Raw genomic sequence first — 20,759 nt, forward strand, 5'->3', positions numbered from 1 at the left:
TTGTATTTTTAAGTGTGAAAAATGAATTTTAAATTGTTTTATAGTGTCAATTATGAAGAATTTTATAGCTGCATTTATCTTATTTTCTAATTTAGCCTTTTCTCAAGATTATCCTCAGGATTATTTTGGGAAACCCCTTGGTATTGATTTAAATGTAACAGGAAGTTTTGGTGAATTGCGTTACAATCATTTTCATTCAGGTGTTGATTTTGGAAGTAATCGTAAAATTGGAGATCCTATTTTTGCAGTTGCTGATGGCGAAGTTGTTCGTATTCAGATTAATGAAAAAGGCTATGGAAAGGTTATTTATATCAAACATCCAAACGGATTTACTTCAGTTTATGCGCATTTAAATGATTATTCTGGCGGTATTCGAGATTTTGTAAAAGCAAATCAATATAAAGAAAAGAAATATGCGCTTGAAATGTTTCCTCTGAAAAATGAATTAATTGTTAAAAAAGGAGATGTTATCGGATATGTTGGAAATACTGGAAGTTCTGGAGGAGCACATTTGCATTATGAAATTCGTGATACACAAAGTGAAGAAATTATAAACCCATTTTTATTTGGAGTTGGATATTTGATTTCGGACGTAGAAAAACCAATCATCAATTCTTTAGTTGTTTATCCTATTTCAACTGATGCAGTCGCAAATTATGAAAATATTCCCATAATTTTAAGTTTGAATAAACAAAGTGATGGTGTTTATATTTCCGAAAAAGTAAATGCTAAAGGGATTATTGGTTTTGGTGTGAATACTTACGATGTGATGAATAATCGATATTCAAAAAATGGTGTTTACAAATTAGAAACTTTTTTAAATGGTTCTAAAACTTATGAAATTATTTTTGATAGATTTAGTTTTGATGAAACTCGAAAAATCAATTTACTTATTGATTATGAGCGTTTAGGTTTGACGAAAGAACGCGTTCAAAAACTTTTTAAGAGTGCTAATTTTGATTTGAACTTGATTAAATCTGCCAAAAATAATGGTAAGATTGAAGTTGGTGAAGGGGAATCTTACAATTACAAAATTGTGATTTCTGATTTTCACAATAATAAAACTGAAATAAATGTTCCAATTAATTTTAGTAAAAACCAAGCTCAGGCAATTACAAGTCCAAATCAAAATTTAAAAAAAATTGATTCGAAACGCGATTATATTTTGTCTGAAAATAATGGAACGGTTGAATGGGAAGCTTTGACTTTTTATGACGATTGCGAATTGGATATTGTTTTTTCTGAAAATGAAATTAAAATTCATCGTGATTTGATTCCATTAGATAAAAGCATGACCGTTCAGTTCGATATATCAAATTCGAATCTCAACCCTCAAAAAGTTTTTATTGGACTTGTAAACGGTAATTCAATTTCGCATTTTTATACTTGGAAGAAAAATAACAAATTAAGTATTCGAACGAAAAGTTTAGGAACTTATAAAATTTTTGAAGATTTGGAAATTCCTTTAATCAAATCAGTTAACTTTACAGAAGGCAATAATCTTACAATGAATGACGTTCTCGTATTTGAGATTGAAGATAAATTGTCTGGAATCAAAGAAATAAACGGCTATATTAATGAGGAATGGGCTTTGTTTGAATATGAATATAAAGACAAAAAAATCACACATCATTTAAAAGATGGAATTGCTAAAAAAGGTTTGAACAAAGTATTAATTTCTGTGACTGACCAAGTCGGAAATAATAGTATTTTTGAAACCAATTTTCAAATGAACTAAAATAAACACAAAGTTTTGAATATAAAATCGATTTATACTTTATCAATTCTTTTATGCGGATTGATGTCTTTTGCACAAAATGCGAAAATTAAAGGATTGGTTCTTAATACTAATGATGAATTAATTTCTAATGTTACTATTAGTGTTGGAAATGATGTTACAGAATCAAATCAGAATGGTTTTTACGAATTGTTGGTTCCTGCAAATCAAGAAATAAAAATTTATTATACACATTTAGGTTATCAAACGATAATTCTGAGTCAATATTTGCAAACCAATGAAGATAAAGAATTGAACATTCGATTCAATCAAAAATCTGAGCAATTACAAGAATTGATTATTGATAAAAATACAAAAGATAATGTTCAAGGATTAACAGTTATTTCTCCAAAAGTTATTCGTTTGATTCCTGGTGCAAATGCTGGTGTCGAAAATATTTTGAAGACATTACCTGGTGTTTATTCAAATAATGAGTTGAGTACTTCTTATGCTGTTCGTGGAGGAAATTACGATGAAAACTTAGTTTATGTTAATGAAATTGAAGTTTATCGTCCATTTTTGATTCGTTCTGGACAACAAGAAGGTTTGAGTTTTACAAATACAGCAATGGTTTCTAATGTGGATTTTTCTGCTGGAGGATTCCAAGCAAAATATGGTGATAAATTATCTTCGGTTTTAGATATTACTTATCGAAATCCTACAAAATTCAAGGCGCAACTAGAAGCAAGTTTGATGGGCGGAAGCGCAACAGTTGATTTGGTTTCGAATAATCAAAAATGGAGTAATATTTCGGGAATTCGTTATAGAAATAATGCCTTGTTAGTGAATACGCAAGATACCAAAGCGCAATATGATCCGCGTTATGTCGATTTTCAAACGCTTGTTAACTTCAATGCTTCTGCAAAATGGCAATTGAGTTTTTTAGGAAGTATTTCGTCAAATGTTTATCATATTCAACCAGAAACAAGAGTAACAAATTTTGGCACAATTGATAATCCTGTTACATTGTTAGTAAATTACGAAGGTCAGGAACTTGATAAATATCAAACATATTTCGGTGCATTTAAAGCAGCTTTCAAACCAAATGAAAATTCAGTTTATAAATTTATTGCTTCGGCTTATCATACAAAAGAAAGTGAATATTATGATATTTTGGCTTCGTATAATTTAGCTGAAGTTGACCGTAATATTGGTTCGGATACCTTTGATGAAATTAAATATACACGTGGTTTAGGAACGCAACTTAATCATGGCAGAAATGATTATGATGCTTTAATTGCGAGTGTTGAAATTAAAGGACAACATAATATAAAAGGGAATAAAATCGAATGGGGAGTTCGTTATGTTTCTGAAGACATTCGTGACCGTTTATTGGAATGGGAAGTAATTGATTCTGCTGGTTTTTCATTAGCAGCTCCAATTCTAGATTTCAAAAACAATCAGCCATATTCGCCAGATGTTTATCCGTTAGAACCTTATCAAAATGTAAAAGCAACGAATTATGTAAAAATTAATCGCTTTAATGCATTTGCACAATGGTCAAAATTAACTCAAATTGGTCAACATCAAGTTTGGTTAAATGCGGGAGTTCGTACACAGTTATGGAATATTAACGCAAACGGAGAAACAAATAAAACGCAAGCTACAATCAGTCCGCGTGCTCAATTCACAATTAAACCTAATTGGGATGCTGATATGTTGTTTCGTTTGGCTGCTGGAATGTATCATCAACCGCCAAATTATCGTGAATTACGTGCTATGGACGGAACGATTAATTCTGATTTAAAAGCACAACAATCAACACATTTTGTTTTGGGTAATGATTTTAGTTTTAAGATTGATGATATTCCGTTTAAATTAACTTCTGAATTATATTATAAAAATTTAACCAACGTAAATATCTATACTTTAGAAAATGTTCGTATTCGTTATATGGCTGATAATTTAGGAACAGCTTATGTTTATGGAGCAGATTTTCGTTTGCATGGAGAATTGGTTCCAGGTTCTGAATCTTGGCTTTCGTTTGGTTATTTAAAATCAGAAGAAAATTATAATGATCGCGGTTATATCGCTCGTCCAACAGATCAACGTTTAAAATTTGGATTGTTGTTTCAAGATTATATGCCAGCAATTCCTAATTTAAAATTGTATCTAAATTTAGTTTATAATACTGGATTGCCGGGGGGGGCTCCAACTTATGCAGATCCTTATATGTATCAATCTCGATTGAAAGATTATCGTCGTGTTGATGCTGGTTTTACTTACGTTTTCAAAGATGAAGGAACAACTTCAAATAAAAAATGGTTAAAAGGTTTTGATGAAGTTTCTTTAGGATTTGAAGTTTATAATTTATTCAACAATCAAAATTCAATTACAAGAACTTGGGTTCGAGATGCGTATTCTAAGTTTATGTACGGAATGCCAAATTATATGACGCAAAGAATGATTAATGTAAAATTAAATATGAGAATGTAATTGACTTTACTTTAAATCTTTTTATATTTGATGATAAATAAAACAGATTATGTTTTCAAAAAATATTTTCACTTTGCTTTTGATTGGAGTTGCATTCGTTTCATGTAAGAACGAAGAAGAAACACCAAAGGTTATTTACCCAGAAGAAAAAGATAATGTCGATTTTCAGAAAATTGATTCTACCGAAATTAAAATTGCCGATTTACCTATTTTATTAAAAGGTACAGATTATATGTTGCATCCAGTTGGTGACGTACGAGTTTATAGTACAGGAAACTCAAAGTATGGTTCATCGAAAACAAAACATGTAAGCTACAAAGTTTCAAATTATAGTTCTCCAGAAATCACAGGATATATGTCTAATGTAATGTTTCAACATAAAGATTCATTGGATTTGAAGCCTTTAACGGAGAATAAAATGCAAATTCAGAGCATTACTTTTTTAGACGAATTCGCACTTAAAACAGGTAAGAAATTATTGGTTTATTCGTTAGTAGATAAAGATACAAATCGTGATGGGAAGTATGATTCAAATGATATTAAAGCATTGTATGTTTCCAATGCAGACGGAACAAACTTCACAAAGTTAACTCCAGAGTTTCAGGAATTATTAGATTGGAATGTAGTTCTTGAAAACAATCGTTTGTATTTTAGATCTATTGAAGATATTAATAAAAACGGAGAGTTTGATTCTAATGATACAATCAATTATTATTATATCGATTTGAATGCACCAAAATGGGAACTTCAATCGTATTCTCCTTTAAAATAAATTACTATAAAATCAGCTTTTTCAGGCTGATTTTTTTTGTGTTCGAATAATCGTATTCAAACAAAAATGATACATTTGTAAAAAATTACTGAAATAAAAATGTCAACAAAACAGTCTAAGATTGATAACTTCGATCCTTCACAACCGGGTTTAGCAGATGCTAATATTTATGGTTTACCATTCACTGCAGAAGAAAGTGAAATCATTATTGTTCCAGTTCCTTGGGAAGTTACGGTAAGTTATGGTGCAGGAGCATCAGAAGGACCAGAAGCAATTTTTAATGCTTCTTTTCAAATTGATTTATTACATCAAGAATTTCCTGAACTTTGGAAATTAGGAATTTACGTAGATGAAGCGCCAGAATCTTGGTCAACTTTAAGTGAAAAATATAAAGGGTTAGCACAACCAATTATCGAAGCTTTAGAAAACGGAGAAGATATAGAAACGTTTCCAACTTTACAGTCAGATTTAGATAAAATCAATAAAGCTTGTAAAACATTAAACGAAGAAGTAAAAGCTAAAGTTTTATATTGGCAAAATAAAGGTAAACGCGTGATTTTATTAGGAGGAGATCATTCAACTCCACTTGGATATTATCAAGCTTTAGCCGAAAATAATAAAGAGTTTGGAATTTTACATTTCGATGCACACATGGATTTAAGAAAAGCTTACGAAGGTTTTACTTATTCGCACGCATCAATTATGTATAATGCCATTCAATTACCAGAAGTTTCTAAAATTGTTCAAGTAGGAATTCGTGATTTCTGTGAGCAAGAAGTTGAGGTTGTAAAATCATCAAACAAAGTTATTGTTCACACAGATGCTGATTTAAAAACGGCTCAATTCGAAGGGAAAACTTGGAAACAACAATGTGATGAGATCATTAACGAATTACCTGAAAATGTTTGCGTAAGTTTTGATATTGATGCTTTATATCGTTGGTATTGTCCAAACACAGGAACTCCAGTTCCAGGCGGATTATCTTATGAGCAAGCAACATATTTATTAAATCAATTAGCGGTTTCTAATAAAAACATAATCGGAATGGATTTAGTTGAGGTTGCTCCTGGTGAAGATGATTGGGATGGAAATGTTGGTGCAAGATTACTTTTCCATATGTGTGGAGTTTTTGCAAAAAACAACAAATTGAATGTTGGAAATAGAATAAATTTCTAAATATATAAAATCCCCGTTAAGGGGATTTTTTTGTGTATAATTCAATCAAACGAAAAATAATAGGTAATAATAAAATAGTTTACAATGATTTTCTTATTTCTTAAACAATTTTATTGTTACACAAAATTTAAATTGTACTTTTAGGCATTAATAATTTTTTGTTTTATATTAAAACAAAGAAACTTCAGGAATGAAACAAGATTCTTTAAAAGTAGCCGTAATTGGCGCTGGTTTAGTTGGTACTTTATTAGCTATTTACTTAAAAAAAGCAGGTCACGATGTTCATGTTTTTGATCGTAGTGCCGATATTCGAAAAATAGAATTTTCAGGAAGATCTATAAATTTAGCTATTTCAACTCGTGGATGGAAATCTCTTGATGATGTTCAGATTGGAGATCAAATCAGAGAAATTGCCATTCCGATGGACAAGCGTGCAATTCATAAAAAAGACGGAACGCTTGCATTTCAGAAATACGGGATGAAAGGCGAAAGTATTTATTCGGTTTCTCGCGGTGGTTTAAATCGTCTTATGATTGATATTGCAGAAGAAAAAGGAATACATTTTCATTTCGAACAAAAGATTTGGGATGTAAATCTTGAAGAAGCAATTATTCATATTGGAGAAACAGAACGTGGCGATTGGACAGATTTGAAGTTCGATAAAGTTTTCGGAACCGATGGTGCTTTTTCTCGAGTTAGACATCGTATGCAACGTCAGAATCTTTTTGATTATAGCCAAGTTTTTTTGAAATTAGGATATAAAGAATTATGTATTCCTGCAAACGAAGATGGAACTCACAAGATTGATCCAAATTCGTTTCATATTTGGCCGCGTAGCGAATTTATGTTGATAGCTTTAGCTAACGAAGACGGAAGTTTTACTTGTACTTTATTTATGCCTTTTGAAGGTGAAAATTCGTTCGAAGCTATAAATACAGAAGAGAAAGTAAAAGACTTTTTCATGAATAATTTTCCGGATACCAAAGAATTAATACCAGATTTGGTTGCTGATTATTTCAAAAATCCTACGAGTTCATTAATTACAACACATTGTTATCCTTGGACTTTTAAAGATAAAGTTGCTTTACTTGGAGATGCAGCTCATGCTATCGTTCCGTTTTACGGACAAGGTATGAATGCAGGTTTCGAAGATATTTCGGAAATGTATCGTCAAATGGAAAAACACGGCAATGATTGGGAAACGATTTTTGAAGAATATCAAAAGATTCGTAAACCCAATGCCGATGCAATTGCAGAATTATCTTTCCGTAATTTCGTTGAAATGGGAACCAATACAGCTGATGAAAAATTCTTATTACAAAAGAAAATCGAGGCAAAGTTTACCGAAAAATATCCAAACAAATGGTTGCCTTTATACGATCGTGTAACTTTTAGTTTAAATCCATATATTGATGCTTTAGCAATTGGAGATCAACAAAAAAACATTATGGATGAAATTATGTCTATCGAAAACATTGAAAACATTTGGGATTCTGAAGAAATTGAATCTATGATTTTATCTAAATTAAAATAAAAAAAGCCGTTTCATTTAAATCTGAAACGGCTTTTTAGTTCTATTATTTTTTTGTCTTAATTGTGCATCCAACGGCAACTGTTGTTGGTTGTTGAATTTCTTTTCCTGCTAATAAAGCATCAACAGCTGTTTCAACATAACGTTCAGTAACTGCGTTTGCATCTTCATAATTATTGTCAATTGTACCGATGTATTTCACAATGTTTTTATCATTTTCTTTATTTAAGATAAATACGTGCGGTGTTTTTGTAGCACCATAAACTGGATAAACTTGTTGTCCTTCATCGAATAAATAAGGAAAAGCAAATCCTTTTTCTTTAGCTCTAACTTTCATAGCATCAAAACTATCTTCTGGCTGAACCGCAGGATCGTTTGGATTTATTGCAATTACTGGATAACCTAAAGAAGCATATTTGTTATTCAAAGCTACAATTCGGTCTTCATATGCAACTGCATACGGGCAATGATTACAGGTAAAAATCACAATGAAACCTTTTGCATCTGGGAAATTAGCAAGTGAAACGATTTTGTCATCGATGTTTTTTAATGAAAAGTCGATTGCTTCATCTCCGATTTGGTAACCTGTTTTTACTGTTTCTACAGTTTCTGTTTTTTTAATGGTGTCGTTTGTGGTATTCTGTTCAGTTGCTTTATCTTCTTTTTTACAAGAAATAAAACTCATTACAACCATTGATAGAATTAAAAGTTTTTTCATATTATAAATTTTGTTTAATGATTTGTTCTAATGTTTCGTAGTTTAATGTGTTTGGTACAAAGCCAATTTGTTTTCCATTTTTATAAAAAGCAGTTACCGGAATTTGACCATCCCATTGTTTATTAATTAACGGAATCCAAGTATTCATCCTTGTGTTGTCATCTAATAAATAGGTGTCCGCAACAATGTTGTTATCCTTAATAAATGGTTTCATTTTAGTTTCGAAATCTTTCGAGCGATCCAATGAAATCAATATCATTTTAAACTTTTTATCTTTAAATGTTTCATTCGCTTTTGTAAAATGAGGCATCTCTTCCACACAAGGTGCGCACCAAGTAGCCCAGAAATTCACTACATATAAAGTATCGTTGTCTTTTTCGAAATGTTTAAAGACAGTTTCATGCTTTCCCATTTCAATTTTCTGAGTTTCTTTATTCTCAGTTTTACAAGCTAAAAAAAATAAAGACGATAAAATTATTAAATATTTATTCATTATAAAGTTATTATATTGTTAAGTTGAAGATTATTAGTCTTTTATGTGTTATGTTTTTTATAATAAGAAGTATATTTGCATAAATATATTAAAAAATGATTAAAAAACTACTTTGTTTTTCAGGTTTGCTTTTTGGTTTATCTGTAAACGCACAACAGTTTGTGATTAATGAAATTGATTCAGATACACCAAGTACTGATTTGTTAGAATTTGTTGAAATAAAATCGCAGCAACCTTTTGCTTCTTTAGACGGTTATGTTCTAGTCTTTTTTAACGGAAATACTTCAGGTTCTACAGCCTTAAAAGTTTATTTTTCGGTTGACTTAACTGGACTTACGACTGATGCAAACGGATTAGTGGTTGTAGGAAACGCAGCTGTTTCTCCAACGCCAAGTTACGTCATTCCAAATTCAACAATACAAAACGGACCTGATGCAGTAGCTATTTATCAAGGAAACATTCTGGATTATCAAGAATTTACACCTGCTTCTCCAACCAATTTAATTCACGCTATTGGACACGGAAATACCGCAACACCACCAACAGAGCTTTTAACAGCTTTAGGAATTACAACTTATGCTTATGAAAATCAATCTGGTCAACAAACTGTACATTCAATTCGGAGAAACAACGATGGAAGTTATAGCGCAGGAATTCCATCTCCAGGAGCATTAAATGACGGAACAGGAATCACCTTTAATGGTGTAACAATTACAGTTGATACTTCTGATAAATTAGAAGGAACGAGTTTTCCGATTACTTTTACAACGCAACAACCGGTTACAACCGATTTAAGTTTTACTTATACTTTAACGAGCGGAAGTTTCAATGCGAGTGATTATGTAGCTGATTTAAATGTAACCATTCCGGCTGGACAAACTTCTGTAACAAAGACCGTTCAAATTCTTGACGATGATTTGACAGAAGGAGATGAAGTACTTCGTTTAAAATTCGGAACTCTTCCAACAGGTTTCATCAGAATGAATGACCTTATTTATATCAATATTGTTGATGTGAATTTCACGGTTTCAAATTTCGGAACACCTTTAAATCCAACTTATGGACAAGTAACTCCAACTTATACAGAAGATTATTATAGTTCTTTAATTGGGTTATCTGGAGATGCTTTGAAACAAGCAATTCAAGATATTATTGCTAATCCTAATGTGGTAAGAAAGCATGCTTATGGTGATGTTGTTGATATTTTAAAAGTTGCTGACCAAAATCCTTTAAACAGTAATGATGTTTGGTTGTTGTATTCTGAGGCGCCTCGCGCCAAAAATTTATATCAGACAACAAGTGTTTCGACAGGTTTCTGGAACAGAGAACATATTTTCCCTCAATCTACTGGTGGTTTTGCTGAAGGAACAGAAGATATTCCTGATGGAATAAACATTTGGGAGCCAACAAGCGCAGATGATATTTTTGCAGGACATTCAGACGCACATCATATCAGAGCGGAAGACGGACCAGTAAACAGTTCAAGAAGTGATAAAAACTACGGAACTGAAACAGGGATGTATAATGGAATAGAAGGAGATCAAGGAAGCTGGAAAGGTGACGTTGCTCGCTCATTGTTTTATATGGCTATACGTTACAATGCTCTTGATTTAGTAAACGGAAATACAACTTTAGATTATCAAATGGGTGATTTAGCAACTTTGATATCTTGGAATAACCTTGATCCAGCTGATGATTTTGAAATGAACAGAAACAATTATATTCAAACGTGGCAGTATAACAGAAATCCGTTTATTGATATGCCAGCTTTAGCAAGTTACATTTGGGGAGAAAATGCAGGACAAGTTTGGAATGGAACTTTATCTAACGATGATTTTACTTCAGTAAATTTTGTAATGTATCCAAATCCTGCTAAGAATGAAGTTACGATTTCTGGAATTGAAAACGACGCAAATGTGGTTATTTACAATATGATTGGTCAAAAAGTTTCGGAACATAATTTCTATCAAACAGCAACAATTCCTGTAACTTTTGAAAGTGGAGTTTATTTGGTCAAAGTAACTTCGAACGATAAAACGAAAACACAAAAGCTTATTGTAAAATAAATTGTATTTTCGCATTGAAATAAAAGCAAAGTATGATTATCACAGGAGAAATTAAAGAAGTTTCCAAAACAAGTTTTACAGTAGGAGAGAAGCTAGTACATCAACAGTTAATTCGTGTTGAATATACTTTTTATCGATTTGTAACCACGATTTGTTTTGCAGCTTCTGAAGATTTTGCTCTTCCTGAGGATTTAAATCCCTTGTATAATTTTGAGTTTGATATTCGTACCAAATACATTGCCGATAAGATTTATACAGATTTCTTTCTAAAAGAAATTACGCCAGTAAGTAAAATCGGAGATGATAACTTTTTGATTGTGGTTAAAACCAACTTCAAAAAAGAACGAATGGAAGTCTTAAAATCTGAAGAAATCAAAGGACGAATCAAACATACCGTTGCTTTATTTCCAGAAGATAAAACCAACAAAAAAGTTTTTGCTTATTATTGGGAAGACAACGCACATCTAACAGAAATTAATCAAGTGGATTTGCTTCAGTTAAACTGTAAAAGTTTGCCTTACAAAGACAAATGGATTAACAATGTTGAGGTTTGGCGAACCGTTACCAACGATAATTACATAGGAAGTATAATATAACAAAAACGCTCAACATAGGTTGAGCGTTTTTTTGTGTTCTTAATTCTTAATGAATTTTTTAATCGTATTATTGATCTTTATTAAATAACTTCCAGAAGTTAAATTAGAAGTATTAATACTAAATTCGTTTGTGTTTTTCATCTCTCCTGAAATTACTTTTTTACCAAGAATATCGTAAATAGCATAATTATAATCTGCTATCTCAGTTAACGAAACATTCAATTCGTTTTCTGTTGGAATAGGGAAAAGTTTAAAACTAATCTCTGTTTCATTCTTTGTAGATAATGTTCCGCCAGTAAACGTATAAATCTGACCATTTGCAGGAATTGCAGATAGACCAGTTCCCGGTTCCAAATTTTCATCAGAATTTTCAGTATAAGTTGGATTTGTATTTAATCCAGTAAGGAATACAGAATTAAAAAAAGTTGGAGTTTCAGTTGCAAAAAGTGAATAAATTTCATCATCATCACCATATAAATATAGTAAATTACTTACTGAACTTGGACCAAAGTGATATTCGATTTTACCAGTTCCTTCGTAAAGCCAAATCTGATAATTCAAGAATGAATTTAAAGTTTCATTTTCCCAATATTCTTCTTCTAAACCTGCATTTTTAATTTCCATTTTAAAAATACGACTTCCTGTTGTACCTTCTGTTTTATACGAAATAGGAGATAGCGAACCATTTTCTGTAATATCTCTATCTTGAATGGATGCGACTAGTGGTTTTAGTACGGTATAACTCTCCATATTATCTAATGAACTAGAATCTAATAGAACAAAGTCATCATCAGAAAACATAAAATGAGAAAATGAATTATTAAACACTGAAAACGAAAAAGGTAAAGCCACTGGGCCAAACTCATCCCAATCCCAAAACTGATTATTGTTCATTGATGTTGGATTTACCAAATCTGTATATGTTCCTTGAGTAGCACTAAAGGTATATGAATTTTGTGCAGTTGAACAAATAGATGTTAATAGCGTAATTGCTAAAAGTGTAATTTTTTTCATATTTAAAAGTTTTAGTTGTCTAAATTAGTCTTTTTTTGGACATTTTTGATTAAATATTAACTGTAAAGTACTGTAAATAATAATTGATGTCAAATTTTTTATGTTTTTCAGGCTCGTTGATAATAATACTTTCGTATTTCTTTTTGTTGGCAACTGCTGGTTGATTTTTTCAAGTTTAGGAATTTATTTGTCAGCATCTAAACTCCAAACCTCATCCTATTTAGGTAGCGCAAAAGATACAGCTCATTTACCCTTTATTTCATTCAGATGAATATAAATTGCATAGCTGTAGGTGAAAAAACCTTTATGTTTCAGATGATTAAGTAGTAATTCAAACATTATTTAATGTTCTTTTTATTGTACGCATCGAGCCAGCTATTTAATAAAACAATTCCTTTCTTCGTTTTTTCTTGAGAAAGCTCCACAGGAAATTTTTCAATACGATTGTTTTCATAGACAATTTCAATTTTGTTGTTTGCTAGTTGAAAGGCTTTTACGTACAAAAAAGGGAAGTTGTAATATTTAGGTTTATAGTAATATTTTTCAAAAGTCTGAATCGTCATACTTCGAGTAGTTCCTTTAATGTTAGGTTGATGTAAGTAAGAAAAACCTCTTTCGTTGTATTTTAATAGATAATAGGTATTGTAATTGATTGCAATTTTGAAAAAGAAATAACTTAAGAATAGAAAGAAAATTAATAATGGTATTGCAATAACCAAGGCAATTAAGTTTTCTGAAAATGCGCCTACGAAAGCATTAAACGAACCATAAGCCGTAATACACATCGCAAAGAATAATGCAAATAATGCACTTATCAGTTTGTGATGTTCTACTCTAAGTATCTTTTCCATTTTTTACTTTAAAGATAAGCTTTTGATTCTAGTTGAATTTTTTTTTTTTGAAAATCAATTCAACTACAAGCTTTAAATAGCATTTCGATTTATGTAATTTTATTTGTTTTATATATGAATTAAGGTTTAGCTTAATATGCCTTTTTTAAATTTTATTTGAATTTAAATGCGTTAGATTTATCAAGATAAAGTTAGTGTTATAAAAGGGAAGCTTCTCGATAGCAAATGAGAAGCTTCTCGTTTTAATACCAAAAATCAAGACCGATGAGGTCTTTCTTTTTGGAGTATAATTGTTAATCTATCTTCACTTGCTCATTGATCAACAAAGGTAATAAGCAATCTCGAAACTGAGTAAGCTCCTGATTTTGTTATATTTTAATTATAAAGATGCATATATTTTGGTTTTGCAGTATAGGGTTTCATCGCTAGTAGTAAACCATTTTATCATCCGATTGTCTTTTATACTAGGAAACGTTTTACCTAATGCGATGATTCCGTCGTAATTGAACATATCTGATTTATATTTCTTTCTAGTAACTGCAAGTTTTAGTTGGGTATTAATTCTAACCATCTCACTTTTTATTCACATTAGTATGAATCGGATGTGCCTAAAAAGGATTTACTTTAGAAGACTTAGTTTTAGTAATTTTTTTAAAAACGAAAAAGTCCTGATGTATTATATCAGGACTTTTAGTTTATTCATTGTCTGTTAAAACATTCAGAATGGTAATGGCAGCTTCTGCAATTTTGGTACCAGGACCAAAAACGGCAACCGCGCCGGCATCGAATAAATATTGGTAATCTTGTGCTGGAATTACTCCACCAACAATAACCATAATATCTTCACGACCGTATTTCTTTAATTCTTCAATTACTTGCGGAACTAAAGTTTTGTGACCTGCCGCTAAAGAAGAAACTCCTAAAACATGCACGTCATTTTCAACAGCTTGTTTTGCAGCCTCAGCTGGCGTTTGGAATAAGGGTCCCATATCTACGTCGAAACCAACATCGGCATAACCTGTAGCAACAACTTTTGCACCACGGTCATGTCCGTCTTGTCCCATTTTCGCAATCATAATACGTGGGCGACGACCTTCTTGTTTTGCAAATGCATCCGCTAATTGTTTTGCTTTTTCAAAACTTTCGTCTGCTTTCATCTCTTTATTATAAACACCACTAATGGTTCTAATTTGTGCTTTGTAACGTCCGTAAACTTCTTCTAAAGCATCAGAAATTTCTCCTAAAGTTGCTCTAGCTTCTGCAGCTTCAACAGCTAAATCCAATAAGTTTCCTTCGTTTGTTTTTGCGGCTTCGGTTAAAGCAGCTAAACAAGCTTGTACTTTGGTATTATCACGAGAAGCTTTAATTGAATTTAAACGCTCAATTTGTTGTTGGCGAACTACTTGGTTATCTACTTCTAAAATCTGTAACGGATCTTCTTTTTCTAAACGGAATTTGTTAACTCCTACAATTACATCCGTTCCAGAATCAATACGTGCTTGCTTACGAGCAGATGCTTCTTCGATACGCATTTTCGGAATTCCAGCTTCAATAGCTTTTGTCATTCCACCGTAAGATTCAACCTCTTCAATTAATTTCCAAGCTTTGTCAGCAATTTCAGAAGTTAAGCTTTCTACATAATAACTTCCTGCCCAAGGATCAACTGTTTTACAAATCTTAGTTTCTTCTTGTAAGAAAATTTGTGTGTTACGTGCGATACGTGCAGAGAAATCTGTTGGTAAAGCAATAGCTTCATCTAAAGCATTTGTATGTAACGATTGCGTTCCACCAAATGCAGCAGCAGCAGCTTCAATTGCCGTACGAGCTACGTTATTAAATGGATCTTGCTCTGTTAAACTCCAACCAGAAGTTTGACAGTGTGTACGTAACGCTAACGATTTTTCTGATTCTGGGTTGAATTGTTTCAATAACTTAGCCCAAATCATACGTGCAGCACGCATTTTTGCAATTTCCATAAAATGATTCATACCAATTGCCCAGAAGAATGAAAGGCGAGGAGCGAAGTCATCGATTTTCATACCTGCAGCTAAACCTGTACGAATGTATTCTAAACCATCTGCTAAAGTGTAAGCTAACTCAATATCTGCAGTTGCTCCAGCTTCTTGCATGTGATATCCAGAAATTGAAATCGAGTTGAACTTTGGCATTTTCTTACTGGTATAATCAAAGATATCTGCAATTATTTTCATAGATGGAGTAGGTGGGTAAATGTACGTATTACGCACCATGAACTCTTTCAAAATATCGTTTTGAATCGTTCCTGAAAGTAGCTTTTCATCAACTCCTTGCTCTTTTGCAGCTACGATATAGAATGCTAAAATTGGAAGAACTGCTCCGTTCATGGTCATAGAAACCGACATTTGATCTAAAGGAATTTGATCAAATAAGATTTTCATGTCTTCAACAGAATCAATTGCAACACCAGCTTTTCCTACATCTCCAACCACACGCTCGTGATCAGAATCGTATCCACGGTGCGTTGCTAAGTCAAATGCAACTGAAAGTCCTTTTTGACCAGCAGCTAAGTTTCTGCGGTAAAAAGCATTTGATTCTTCAGCAGTTGAGAATCCTGCGTATTGACGGATTGTCCAAGGTCTGCGAACGTACATTGTTGCATACGGACCTCTTAAATTTGGAGCAAAACCAGCTCCGAAACCAATTTGTTCTGCGTTTTCAATATCCGCAAGTTGGTAGGTTTTTTTAACCGAAATACCTTCAGCAGTTTCAAACATATTTTCGTTTGAAGCTTGGATATTTTTGTTTTTCGGTAATTGTATATTTTGAATATCTTTTCTCATTTGATTGAATTATCTAGGATAATTTATTGTATTTCTTGATGTATGAAAGCAAGATAGTATCTTTATTGTTTCGTTTGCTTCTTCGATATGAAAAATAATATTGAATGGAAATGTACCTATCGGAACTATTCTAAAATCGTTATGAATCTTTTTGTAAAACGGATTTATTTTTAATATATCATAAACTTGTTCAACACAAGAATAAAACCGTAGTGCCAAAGTTTTGTTGATTTCAGCATAATAATCCATTGCATTTTCAATTTCGCTTTGTGCTCTTTTAGAAACGATGAGTTTAAAAGCCATACTTTTTTCTAATCTTTTCTAAAGATTCTTTAGAAGAAATATATTCAGATTCAGGCTCAGCTAATCGTGTATCTAAAAGTTGTTTTTGCTCGTCTGTTAATTCAAAAGGTATTGAATCATTTGATTTTGCTAAAACAATAACTTCAACTTCATCAGCGATAAAATCATCTGGTAAAACGATATTTACCTCTCGATTCTTAACTTTTACAAATTGTCTGATTGCTTCCATAATTATTATATTTTCTGTAAGTTACAAAAAAACAAGCAGATAACTTAACTGTTCTTCTCAACTTCTAAACGTTGTTGCTCTAAATTTTCAGCTAAACGTCTTTCGATGATTGGACTTATTAATGTTTTGCGAGGGTTGTTTTTTACAAATGGGAATAATTCTAAATCATTTGCCATTTTGTCTTGTGCGTTCGGATATTTGTTTGTTCCTAAAAGCACTTCTTTACCTTCGTCAAACAAAGCTTGTTCTTTAGTTGCAGATTCGGCAATTTTACGTTGAATCGTTCCTTCGATTAATTGCGTAATTAATCCGCCATTAGCTTCGATATCTTTAAATAAAGTCAACGCTTTTTCTGCTAATTGTTGCGTTAAGTTTTCAATGTAATATGTTCCGTCTGCTGGATTGTTTACTTTATCCAAATAACTTTCGCTTTTTAAAACCAATAGTTGATTTCTTGAGATACGAGAACCAAATTCGTTTGATTTATGGAATAAAGCATCGTAATTTAAGTTTTCGACTGCATCGGCTCCACCTAAAATTGCACTCATACATTCTGTAGTAGTACGTAACATATTCACGTTGTAATCGTAAATGGTTTTGTTACGTTTTGTAGGAGTTGCTAAAATATGTAAAGTAATGTTCGGGTTGTATTCGTTTACTAAGGCTTCGAAAAGTAAGCGTAAAGCTCTTAGTTTAGCAATTTCAAAGAAGTAGTTTGTACCAACTGCAACCGAAACGGTAATCGTTCCTTCAAAGTTTGGAACACGATTTAAATATTCGTTGGTATGTGCTAATGTGTAAGCTAATTGTTGTACCATGTTTGCACCAGCATTTTGATAAAGCTGAGCGTTTACAGTAACGAAATTGATGTTTTTGTAAGCGTTGACAATTTTGTTGTAAGCTTCAAAATCTGTGTTTAGGTTGGTAAACCAGTTACCATCTTTTCCTAGTTGATGAATTGGATCAACCAAAACAAAAATCTCAGCAGCTAATTTACCAGCTTCTGTATTGATTTTTTCAACGAATGTTTCTGATAAGAAACTTAACTGGATGTAAATTGAATTTACGTTTGATTTGATTCCGTTTAATAAAGAAACAACATCGGTTTCTTGATTTTCGATAATGAAACGAATGTTATCTGCTCCACGATTTAAAACGTCGTTAGCTCGGTATATTGATTTTTCAACATCGTGAACAAAAATTTCTTGAACAATTTTAAAATTCGAAGCTTTTGTCTCAACAGCATTTGTAACCACATCTTCATCATTATGATAAAAAGGTTTTACTTTAATGCCTTCTAAGCTTTCCCAAATTAAGGTTTCGTTATAATCGGCTCCTTTTAATTCGTATTGAATTTGATTTTTCCACTGTTTTGAAGTGATTTTTTCAAATTCATTAAATAAATTATTAGTCATGTAATTTTATTTTTTTGAATCGGATTCAGAAACGGTTTCAATATCAATGATGTAGATATCTTCATTTTCGCGTTTCATATAATATTTTTCACGAGCATATTTTTCAACTTCTTCCATTCGATGAAGCTTTTTAATGGTTTGCTCATCTTTAAGGATTTCGTCTTTGTAATAATCTCTATTTTCCTCTAACTTTTGGATTTCTTCATTTATTTTTAAATGGTCAAAAAAGGCATAAGTATCAAAAAAGAATAACCATGTCACAAAGAAAACCGTTACTAAAATAAAACGATTAGTCATCCATTTTAAAAATGGATACTTTGATGTAAGTTTGGTTATTATTTTTTTCATTTTACTAAATTAAGAAATTTTTTCGTTGATTACTGTTCGAACAATATCTATTGCTACTGTGTTATACGTGTCGTTTGGAATGATGATGTCTGCATAAGCTTTTGTTGGTTCAATAAATTGCTCATGCATGGGTTTTAATGTGTTTTGGTAGCGAGATAAAACTTCGTTCATATCTCTTCCACGTTCAGCGATATCACGTTTTAAACGACGGATTAAGCGTTCGTCAGAATCTGCATGAACATAGATTTTAATATCAAATAAATTACGTAATTCAGGATTTGTAAGAATTAAAATCCCTTCAACAATCATTACTTTTCTAGGATGAGTTAACACATAATCATCAGTTCTGTTGTGATGTACAAAAGAATAAACGGGTTGATTGATGTTTTTTCCTTCTTTTAATTGTTTAATGTGTTGCGTTAAAAGCTCAAAATCAATCGCTCTAGGATGATCGAAATTAATTAACGCTCTTTCTTCAAAACTTAAGTGGTCGTTTTGTTTATAATATGAATCTTGAGAAATTATTCCTACTTCTGTTTCTGGTAATTCACTCATAATTTGATGAACTACAGTTGTTTTTCCGCTTCCTGTTCCTCCAGCAATTCCTATAACTAACATATTGATTTTATTTTCCACAAAAATAATAATTTTAAGCTTATTAAAGCATTTAAATGAATCAATTATAAGTCATAAAGTTAGTGATTTTTACTTCAGTTTTTGATTAGATAAGTTGATTAATCTTTTTCGATGCTTTTTTGGGGTCAAGCGCAAAAGTTGGGGAGAAATAAAAAAGCTTCAAGAAAACTTGAAGCTTTTGTTTTGTCGGGGTGGCAGGATTCGAACCTGCGACCTCCTGCTCCCAAAGCAGGCGCGATAACCGGGCTACGCTACACCCCGAGGTGGTTATCTGTTTTTTAGTAATAAGAAGAAATTTGTCGGGGTGGCAGGATTCGAACCTGCGACCTCCTGCTCCCAAAGCAGGCGCGATAACCGGGCTACGCTACACCCCGATAGCTTCATTATTACGAGTGCAAATTTAGGGCAAAATTTTATATCTGCAAGTAAATTCAAATCTTTTTTTGAAACATTTTTTTAAAACATAGATTTTCAGTTTTTTAATTCAGAAATAATTTCGATTATAAATTTATCCAATCCTTTAATTGATACAAAATATGAATTAAATGATTTGATTTTCTTTTTAAATAGCTATTTTTGTTTGAAACTTAGTTTATTCAAAACATTATATAATGTCACAAAATATAGAAAATATCAAATGCTTAATTATCGGGTCAGGTCCTGCGGGATACACAGCAGCAATTTATGCAGCTCGTGCTAATATGAATCCGGTTATGTATCAAGGAATGCAACCAGGTGGTCAGTTAACAACAACAAACGAAGTTGAAAATTTCCCAGGTTACCCAGAAGGAGTTACTGGTCCAGAAATGATGAATCAATTACAAGCTCAAGCAAAACGTTTTGGAACTGATGTTCGTGATGGTTGGGCAACAAAGGTTGATTTATCTGGAGATGTGAAAAAAGTTTGGATTAATGATACGATTGAAATTCACGCACAAACCGTAATTATTTCTACAGGTGCAACTGCAAAATATTTAGGATTACCCTCAGAGCAACATTATTTACAAATGGGTGGAGGAGTTTCTGCTTGTGCTGTTTGTGATGGTTTCTTCTACAGAAAACAAGATGTAATTATTGTTGGAGCAGGGGATTCTGCTTGTGAAGAAGCGCATTATTTATCGCATTTATGTAATAAAGTTACAATGTTGGTTCGTTCTGAGAAATTCCGTGCTTCTAAGATTATGGAAGAACGTGTTCGAAATACGGCAAACATCGAAATTTTAATGAGTTCTGAAATTGATGAGGTTTTAGGAGATGGTCAATTGGTTTCAGGTGTTCGTGTAGTAAATCGTGTGACGGGTGAAAAGCATGAAATTGCTGCAACTGGAGTTTTCGTTGCTATTGGTCATAAGCCAAATACAGATATTTTTGCTGGTCAATTGAATATGGATGAAACAGGATATTTGATTACAGAAGGAAAAACGTCTAAGACAAACATTCCAGGCGTTTTTGCTTGTGGAGATGTTCAAGATAAAGATTACCGTCAAGCTATTACCGCAGCAGGTTCGGGTTGTATCGCAGCTTTAGATGCTGAGCGTTATTTAGCTAGTAAATAATTTTAAAGCGACTTTTTAGTCGC

The 20,759-nt window shown here is 32.1% G+C and carries 19 protein-coding genes and 2 tRNA genes; 8 read left to right on the plus strand and 13 right to left on the minus strand.

What is annotated here, in order from left to right; genetic code table 11:
- Window positions 1-52: 52 nt before the first annotated feature.
- The 5 genes from EG240_RS01835 to EG240_RS01855 all read left to right on the plus strand — a co-directional run bounded on the left by EG240_RS01835 (window position 53) and on the right by EG240_RS01855 (window position 7,695).
- The gene (locus tag EG240_RS01835) at window positions 53-1,738 is read left to right on the plus strand and encodes a M23 family metallopeptidase (RefSeq protein ID WP_125016820.1); all 1,686 of its coding nucleotides are present in this window, start codon (window positions 53-55) and stop codon (window positions 1,736-1,738) included.
- A 63-nt stretch (window positions 1,739-1,801) separates the two neighbouring features.
- Window positions 1,802-4,213, plus strand: coding sequence for a TonB-dependent receptor (locus EG240_RS01840; RefSeq protein WP_125016951.1), 2,412 nt, complete (start codon window positions 1,802-1,804; stop codon window positions 4,211-4,213).
- A 49-nt stretch (window positions 4,214-4,262) separates the two neighbouring features.
- Window positions 4,263-4,985: a hypothetical protein gene (locus tag EG240_RS01845; RefSeq protein WP_125016822.1), complete on the plus strand. Its 723-nt coding sequence runs from the start codon at window positions 4,263-4,265 to the stop codon at window positions 4,983-4,985.
- Between the two features lie 99 nt (window positions 4,986-5,084).
- On the plus strand, window positions 5,085-6,161 hold the full coding sequence (locus EG240_RS01850) for an agmatinase family protein (protein ID WP_125016824.1): 1,077 nt from the start codon (window positions 5,085-5,087) through the stop codon (window positions 6,159-6,161).
- Window positions 6,162-6,351: 190 nt separating this feature from the next.
- A complete protein-coding gene (locus EG240_RS01855; protein ID WP_125016826.1) occupies window positions 6,352-7,695 on the plus strand; it encodes an FAD-dependent oxidoreductase in 1,344 nt (447 codons plus the stop codon).
- A gap of 43 nt (window positions 7,696-7,738) precedes the next feature.
- Here EG240_RS01855 and EG240_RS01860 read toward each other — a convergent pair whose 3' ends face one another.
- Together EG240_RS01860 and EG240_RS01865 are read right to left on the minus strand one after the other, a co-directional pair.
- A complete protein-coding gene (locus tag EG240_RS01860) occupies window positions 7,739-8,410 on the minus strand; it encodes a thioredoxin family protein (protein ID WP_125016828.1) in 672 nt (223 codons plus the stop codon).
- A gap of 1 nt (window position 8,411) precedes the next feature.
- Complete coding sequence (locus EG240_RS01865) at window positions 8,412-8,903, minus strand: TlpA disulfide reductase family protein (protein WP_125016830.1); 492 nt, start codon at window positions 8,901-8,903, stop codon at window positions 8,412-8,414.
- 95 nt (window positions 8,904-8,998) lie between these two features.
- On the opposite strand from EG240_RS01865, the gene EG240_RS01870 reads away from it, so the two are divergent.
- Both EG240_RS01870 and EG240_RS01875 read left to right on the plus strand, forming a co-directional pair.
- A complete protein-coding gene (locus tag EG240_RS01870) occupies window positions 8,999-10,969 on the plus strand; it encodes an endonuclease (RefSeq protein ID WP_125016832.1) in 1,971 nt (656 codons plus the stop codon).
- A gap of 32 nt (window positions 10,970-11,001) precedes the next feature.
- The gene (locus EG240_RS01875; RefSeq protein ID WP_125016834.1) at window positions 11,002-11,565 is read left to right on the plus strand and encodes a hypothetical protein; all 564 of its coding nucleotides are present in this window, start codon (window positions 11,002-11,004) and stop codon (window positions 11,563-11,565) included.
- A gap of 39 nt (window positions 11,566-11,604) precedes the next feature.
- Here EG240_RS01875 and EG240_RS01880 read toward each other — a convergent pair whose 3' ends face one another.
- From EG240_RS01880 to EG240_RS01930, 11 genes are all read right to left on the minus strand, one after another.
- Window positions 11,605-12,579, minus strand: a complete 975-nt coding sequence (locus EG240_RS01880; RefSeq protein ID WP_125016837.1) for a T9SS type A sorting domain-containing protein — start codon at window positions 12,577-12,579, stop codon at window positions 11,605-11,607.
- 338 nt (window positions 12,580-12,917) lie between these two features.
- Window positions 12,918-13,430: a hypothetical protein gene (locus EG240_RS01885; protein ID WP_125016839.1), complete on the minus strand. Its 513-nt coding sequence runs from the start codon at window positions 13,428-13,430 to the stop codon at window positions 12,918-12,920.
- 379 nt (window positions 13,431-13,809) lie between these two features.
- On the minus strand, window positions 13,810-14,001 hold the full coding sequence (locus tag EG240_RS01890; protein WP_125016841.1) for a hypothetical protein: 192 nt from the start codon (window positions 13,999-14,001) through the stop codon (window positions 13,810-13,812).
- Window positions 14,002-14,125: 124 nt separating this feature from the next.
- Window positions 14,126-16,249, minus strand: a complete 2,124-nt coding sequence (gene scpA, locus EG240_RS01895) for a methylmalonyl-CoA mutase (protein WP_125016843.1) — start codon at window positions 16,247-16,249, stop codon at window positions 14,126-14,128.
- Between the two features lie 9 nt (window positions 16,250-16,258).
- The gene (locus EG240_RS01900; protein WP_125016845.1) at window positions 16,259-16,552 is read right to left on the minus strand and encodes a type II toxin-antitoxin system RelE/ParE family toxin; all 294 of its coding nucleotides are present in this window, start codon (window positions 16,550-16,552) and stop codon (window positions 16,259-16,261) included.
- Window positions 16,542-16,781, minus strand: a complete 240-nt coding sequence (locus tag EG240_RS01905; protein WP_125016847.1) for a hypothetical protein — start codon at window positions 16,779-16,781, stop codon at window positions 16,542-16,544. Before EG240_RS01905 ends, EG240_RS01900 begins: the two co-directional genes overlap by 11 nt.
- Before the next feature lie 44 nt (window positions 16,782-16,825).
- Complete coding sequence (locus EG240_RS01910; protein WP_125016849.1) at window positions 16,826-18,196, minus strand: methylmalonyl-CoA mutase subunit beta; 1,371 nt, start codon at window positions 18,194-18,196, stop codon at window positions 16,826-16,828.
- Between the two features lie 6 nt (window positions 18,197-18,202).
- Window positions 18,203-18,544 carry an FtsB family cell division protein gene (locus EG240_RS01915; RefSeq protein ID WP_125016850.1) on the minus strand — a complete coding sequence of 114 codons (342 nt, stop codon included), beginning with the start codon at window positions 18,542-18,544 and terminating at the stop codon, window positions 18,203-18,205.
- Between the two features lie 9 nt (window positions 18,545-18,553).
- The gene (udk, locus tag EG240_RS01920) at window positions 18,554-19,162 is read right to left on the minus strand and encodes a uridine kinase (RefSeq protein ID WP_125016953.1); all 609 of its coding nucleotides are present in this window, start codon (window positions 19,160-19,162) and stop codon (window positions 18,554-18,556) included.
- 204 nt (window positions 19,163-19,366) lie between these two features.
- Window positions 19,367-19,441 (minus strand) — tRNA-Pro (locus tag EG240_RS01925).
- Window positions 19,442-19,479: 38 nt separating this feature from the next.
- Window positions 19,480-19,554: transfer RNA gene (locus EG240_RS01930), tRNA-Pro, on the minus strand.
- A 237-nt stretch (window positions 19,555-19,791) separates the two neighbouring features.
- Here EG240_RS01930 and trxB point away from each other — a divergent pair.
- Complete coding sequence (gene trxB, locus EG240_RS01935; RefSeq protein ID WP_125016852.1) at window positions 19,792-20,736, plus strand: thioredoxin-disulfide reductase; 945 nt, start codon at window positions 19,792-19,794, stop codon at window positions 20,734-20,736.
- Window positions 20,737-20,759 lie beyond the last annotated feature (23 nt).

The sequence above is a fragment of the Paenimyroides tangerinum genome, from assembly GCF_003865405.1.
Taxonomy (GTDB): Bacteria; Bacteroidota; Bacteroidia; order Flavobacteriales; family Flavobacteriaceae; genus Flavobacterium; species Flavobacterium tangerinum.

Excerpts from the sequence above, each read along its gene's own strand:
- EG240_RS01835 (WP_125016820.1), top strand. The coding sequence starts at position 53 with ATGAAGAATTTTATAGCTGCATTTATCTTATTTTCTAATTTAGCCTTT.
- EG240_RS01840 (WP_125016951.1), top strand. The coding sequence starts at position 1,802 with ATGTCTTTTGCACAAAATGCGAAAATTAAAGGATTGGTTCTTAATACT.
- EG240_RS01845 (WP_125016822.1), top strand. The coding sequence starts at position 4,263 with ATGTTTTCAAAAAATATTTTCACTTTGCTTTTGATTGGAGTTGCATTC.
- EG240_RS01850 (WP_125016824.1), top strand. The coding sequence starts at position 5,085 with ATGTCAACAAAACAGTCTAAGATTGATAACTTCGATCCTTCACAACCG.
- EG240_RS01855 (WP_125016826.1), top strand. The coding sequence starts at position 6,352 with ATGAAACAAGATTCTTTAAAAGTAGCCGTAATTGGCGCTGGTTTAGTT.
- EG240_RS01860 (WP_125016828.1), bottom strand. The coding sequence starts at position 8,410 with ATGAAAAAACTTTTAATTCTATCAATGGTTGTAATGAGTTTTATTTCT.
- EG240_RS01865 (WP_125016830.1), bottom strand. The coding sequence starts at position 8,903 with ATGAATAAATATTTAATAATTTTATCGTCTTTATTTTTTTTAGCTTGT.
- EG240_RS01870 (WP_125016832.1), top strand. The coding sequence starts at position 8,999 with ATGATTAAAAAACTACTTTGTTTTTCAGGTTTGCTTTTTGGTTTATCT.
- EG240_RS01875 (WP_125016834.1), top strand. The coding sequence starts at position 11,002 with ATGATTATCACAGGAGAAATTAAAGAAGTTTCCAAAACAAGTTTTACA.
- EG240_RS01880 (WP_125016837.1), bottom strand. The coding sequence starts at position 12,579 with ATGAAAAAAATTACACTTTTAGCAATTACGCTATTAACATCTATTTGT.
- EG240_RS01885 (WP_125016839.1), bottom strand. The coding sequence starts at position 13,430 with ATGGAAAAGATACTTAGAGTAGAACATCACAAACTGATAAGTGCATTA.
- EG240_RS01890 (WP_125016841.1), bottom strand. The coding sequence starts at position 14,001 with ATGGTTAGAATTAATACCCAACTAAAACTTGCAGTTACTAGAAAGAAA.
- scpA (WP_125016843.1), bottom strand. The coding sequence starts at position 16,249 with ATGAGAAAAGATATTCAAAATATACAATTACCGAAAAACAAAAATATC.
- EG240_RS01900 (WP_125016845.1), bottom strand. The coding sequence starts at position 16,552 with ATGGCTTTTAAACTCATCGTTTCTAAAAGAGCACAAAGCGAAATTGAA.
- EG240_RS01905 (WP_125016847.1), bottom strand. The coding sequence starts at position 16,781 with ATGGAAGCAATCAGACAATTTGTAAAAGTTAAGAATCGAGAGGTAAAT.
- EG240_RS01910 (WP_125016849.1), bottom strand. The coding sequence starts at position 18,196 with ATGACTAATAATTTATTTAATGAATTTGAAAAAATCACTTCAAAACAG.
- EG240_RS01915 (WP_125016850.1), bottom strand. The coding sequence starts at position 18,544 with ATGAAAAAAATAATAACCAAACTTACATCAAAGTATCCATTTTTAAAA.
- udk (WP_125016953.1), bottom strand. The coding sequence starts at position 19,162 with ATGTTAGTTATAGGAATTGCTGGAGGAACAGGAAGCGGAAAAACAACT.
- trxB (WP_125016852.1), top strand. The coding sequence starts at position 19,792 with ATGTCACAAAATATAGAAAATATCAAATGCTTAATTATCGGGTCAGGT.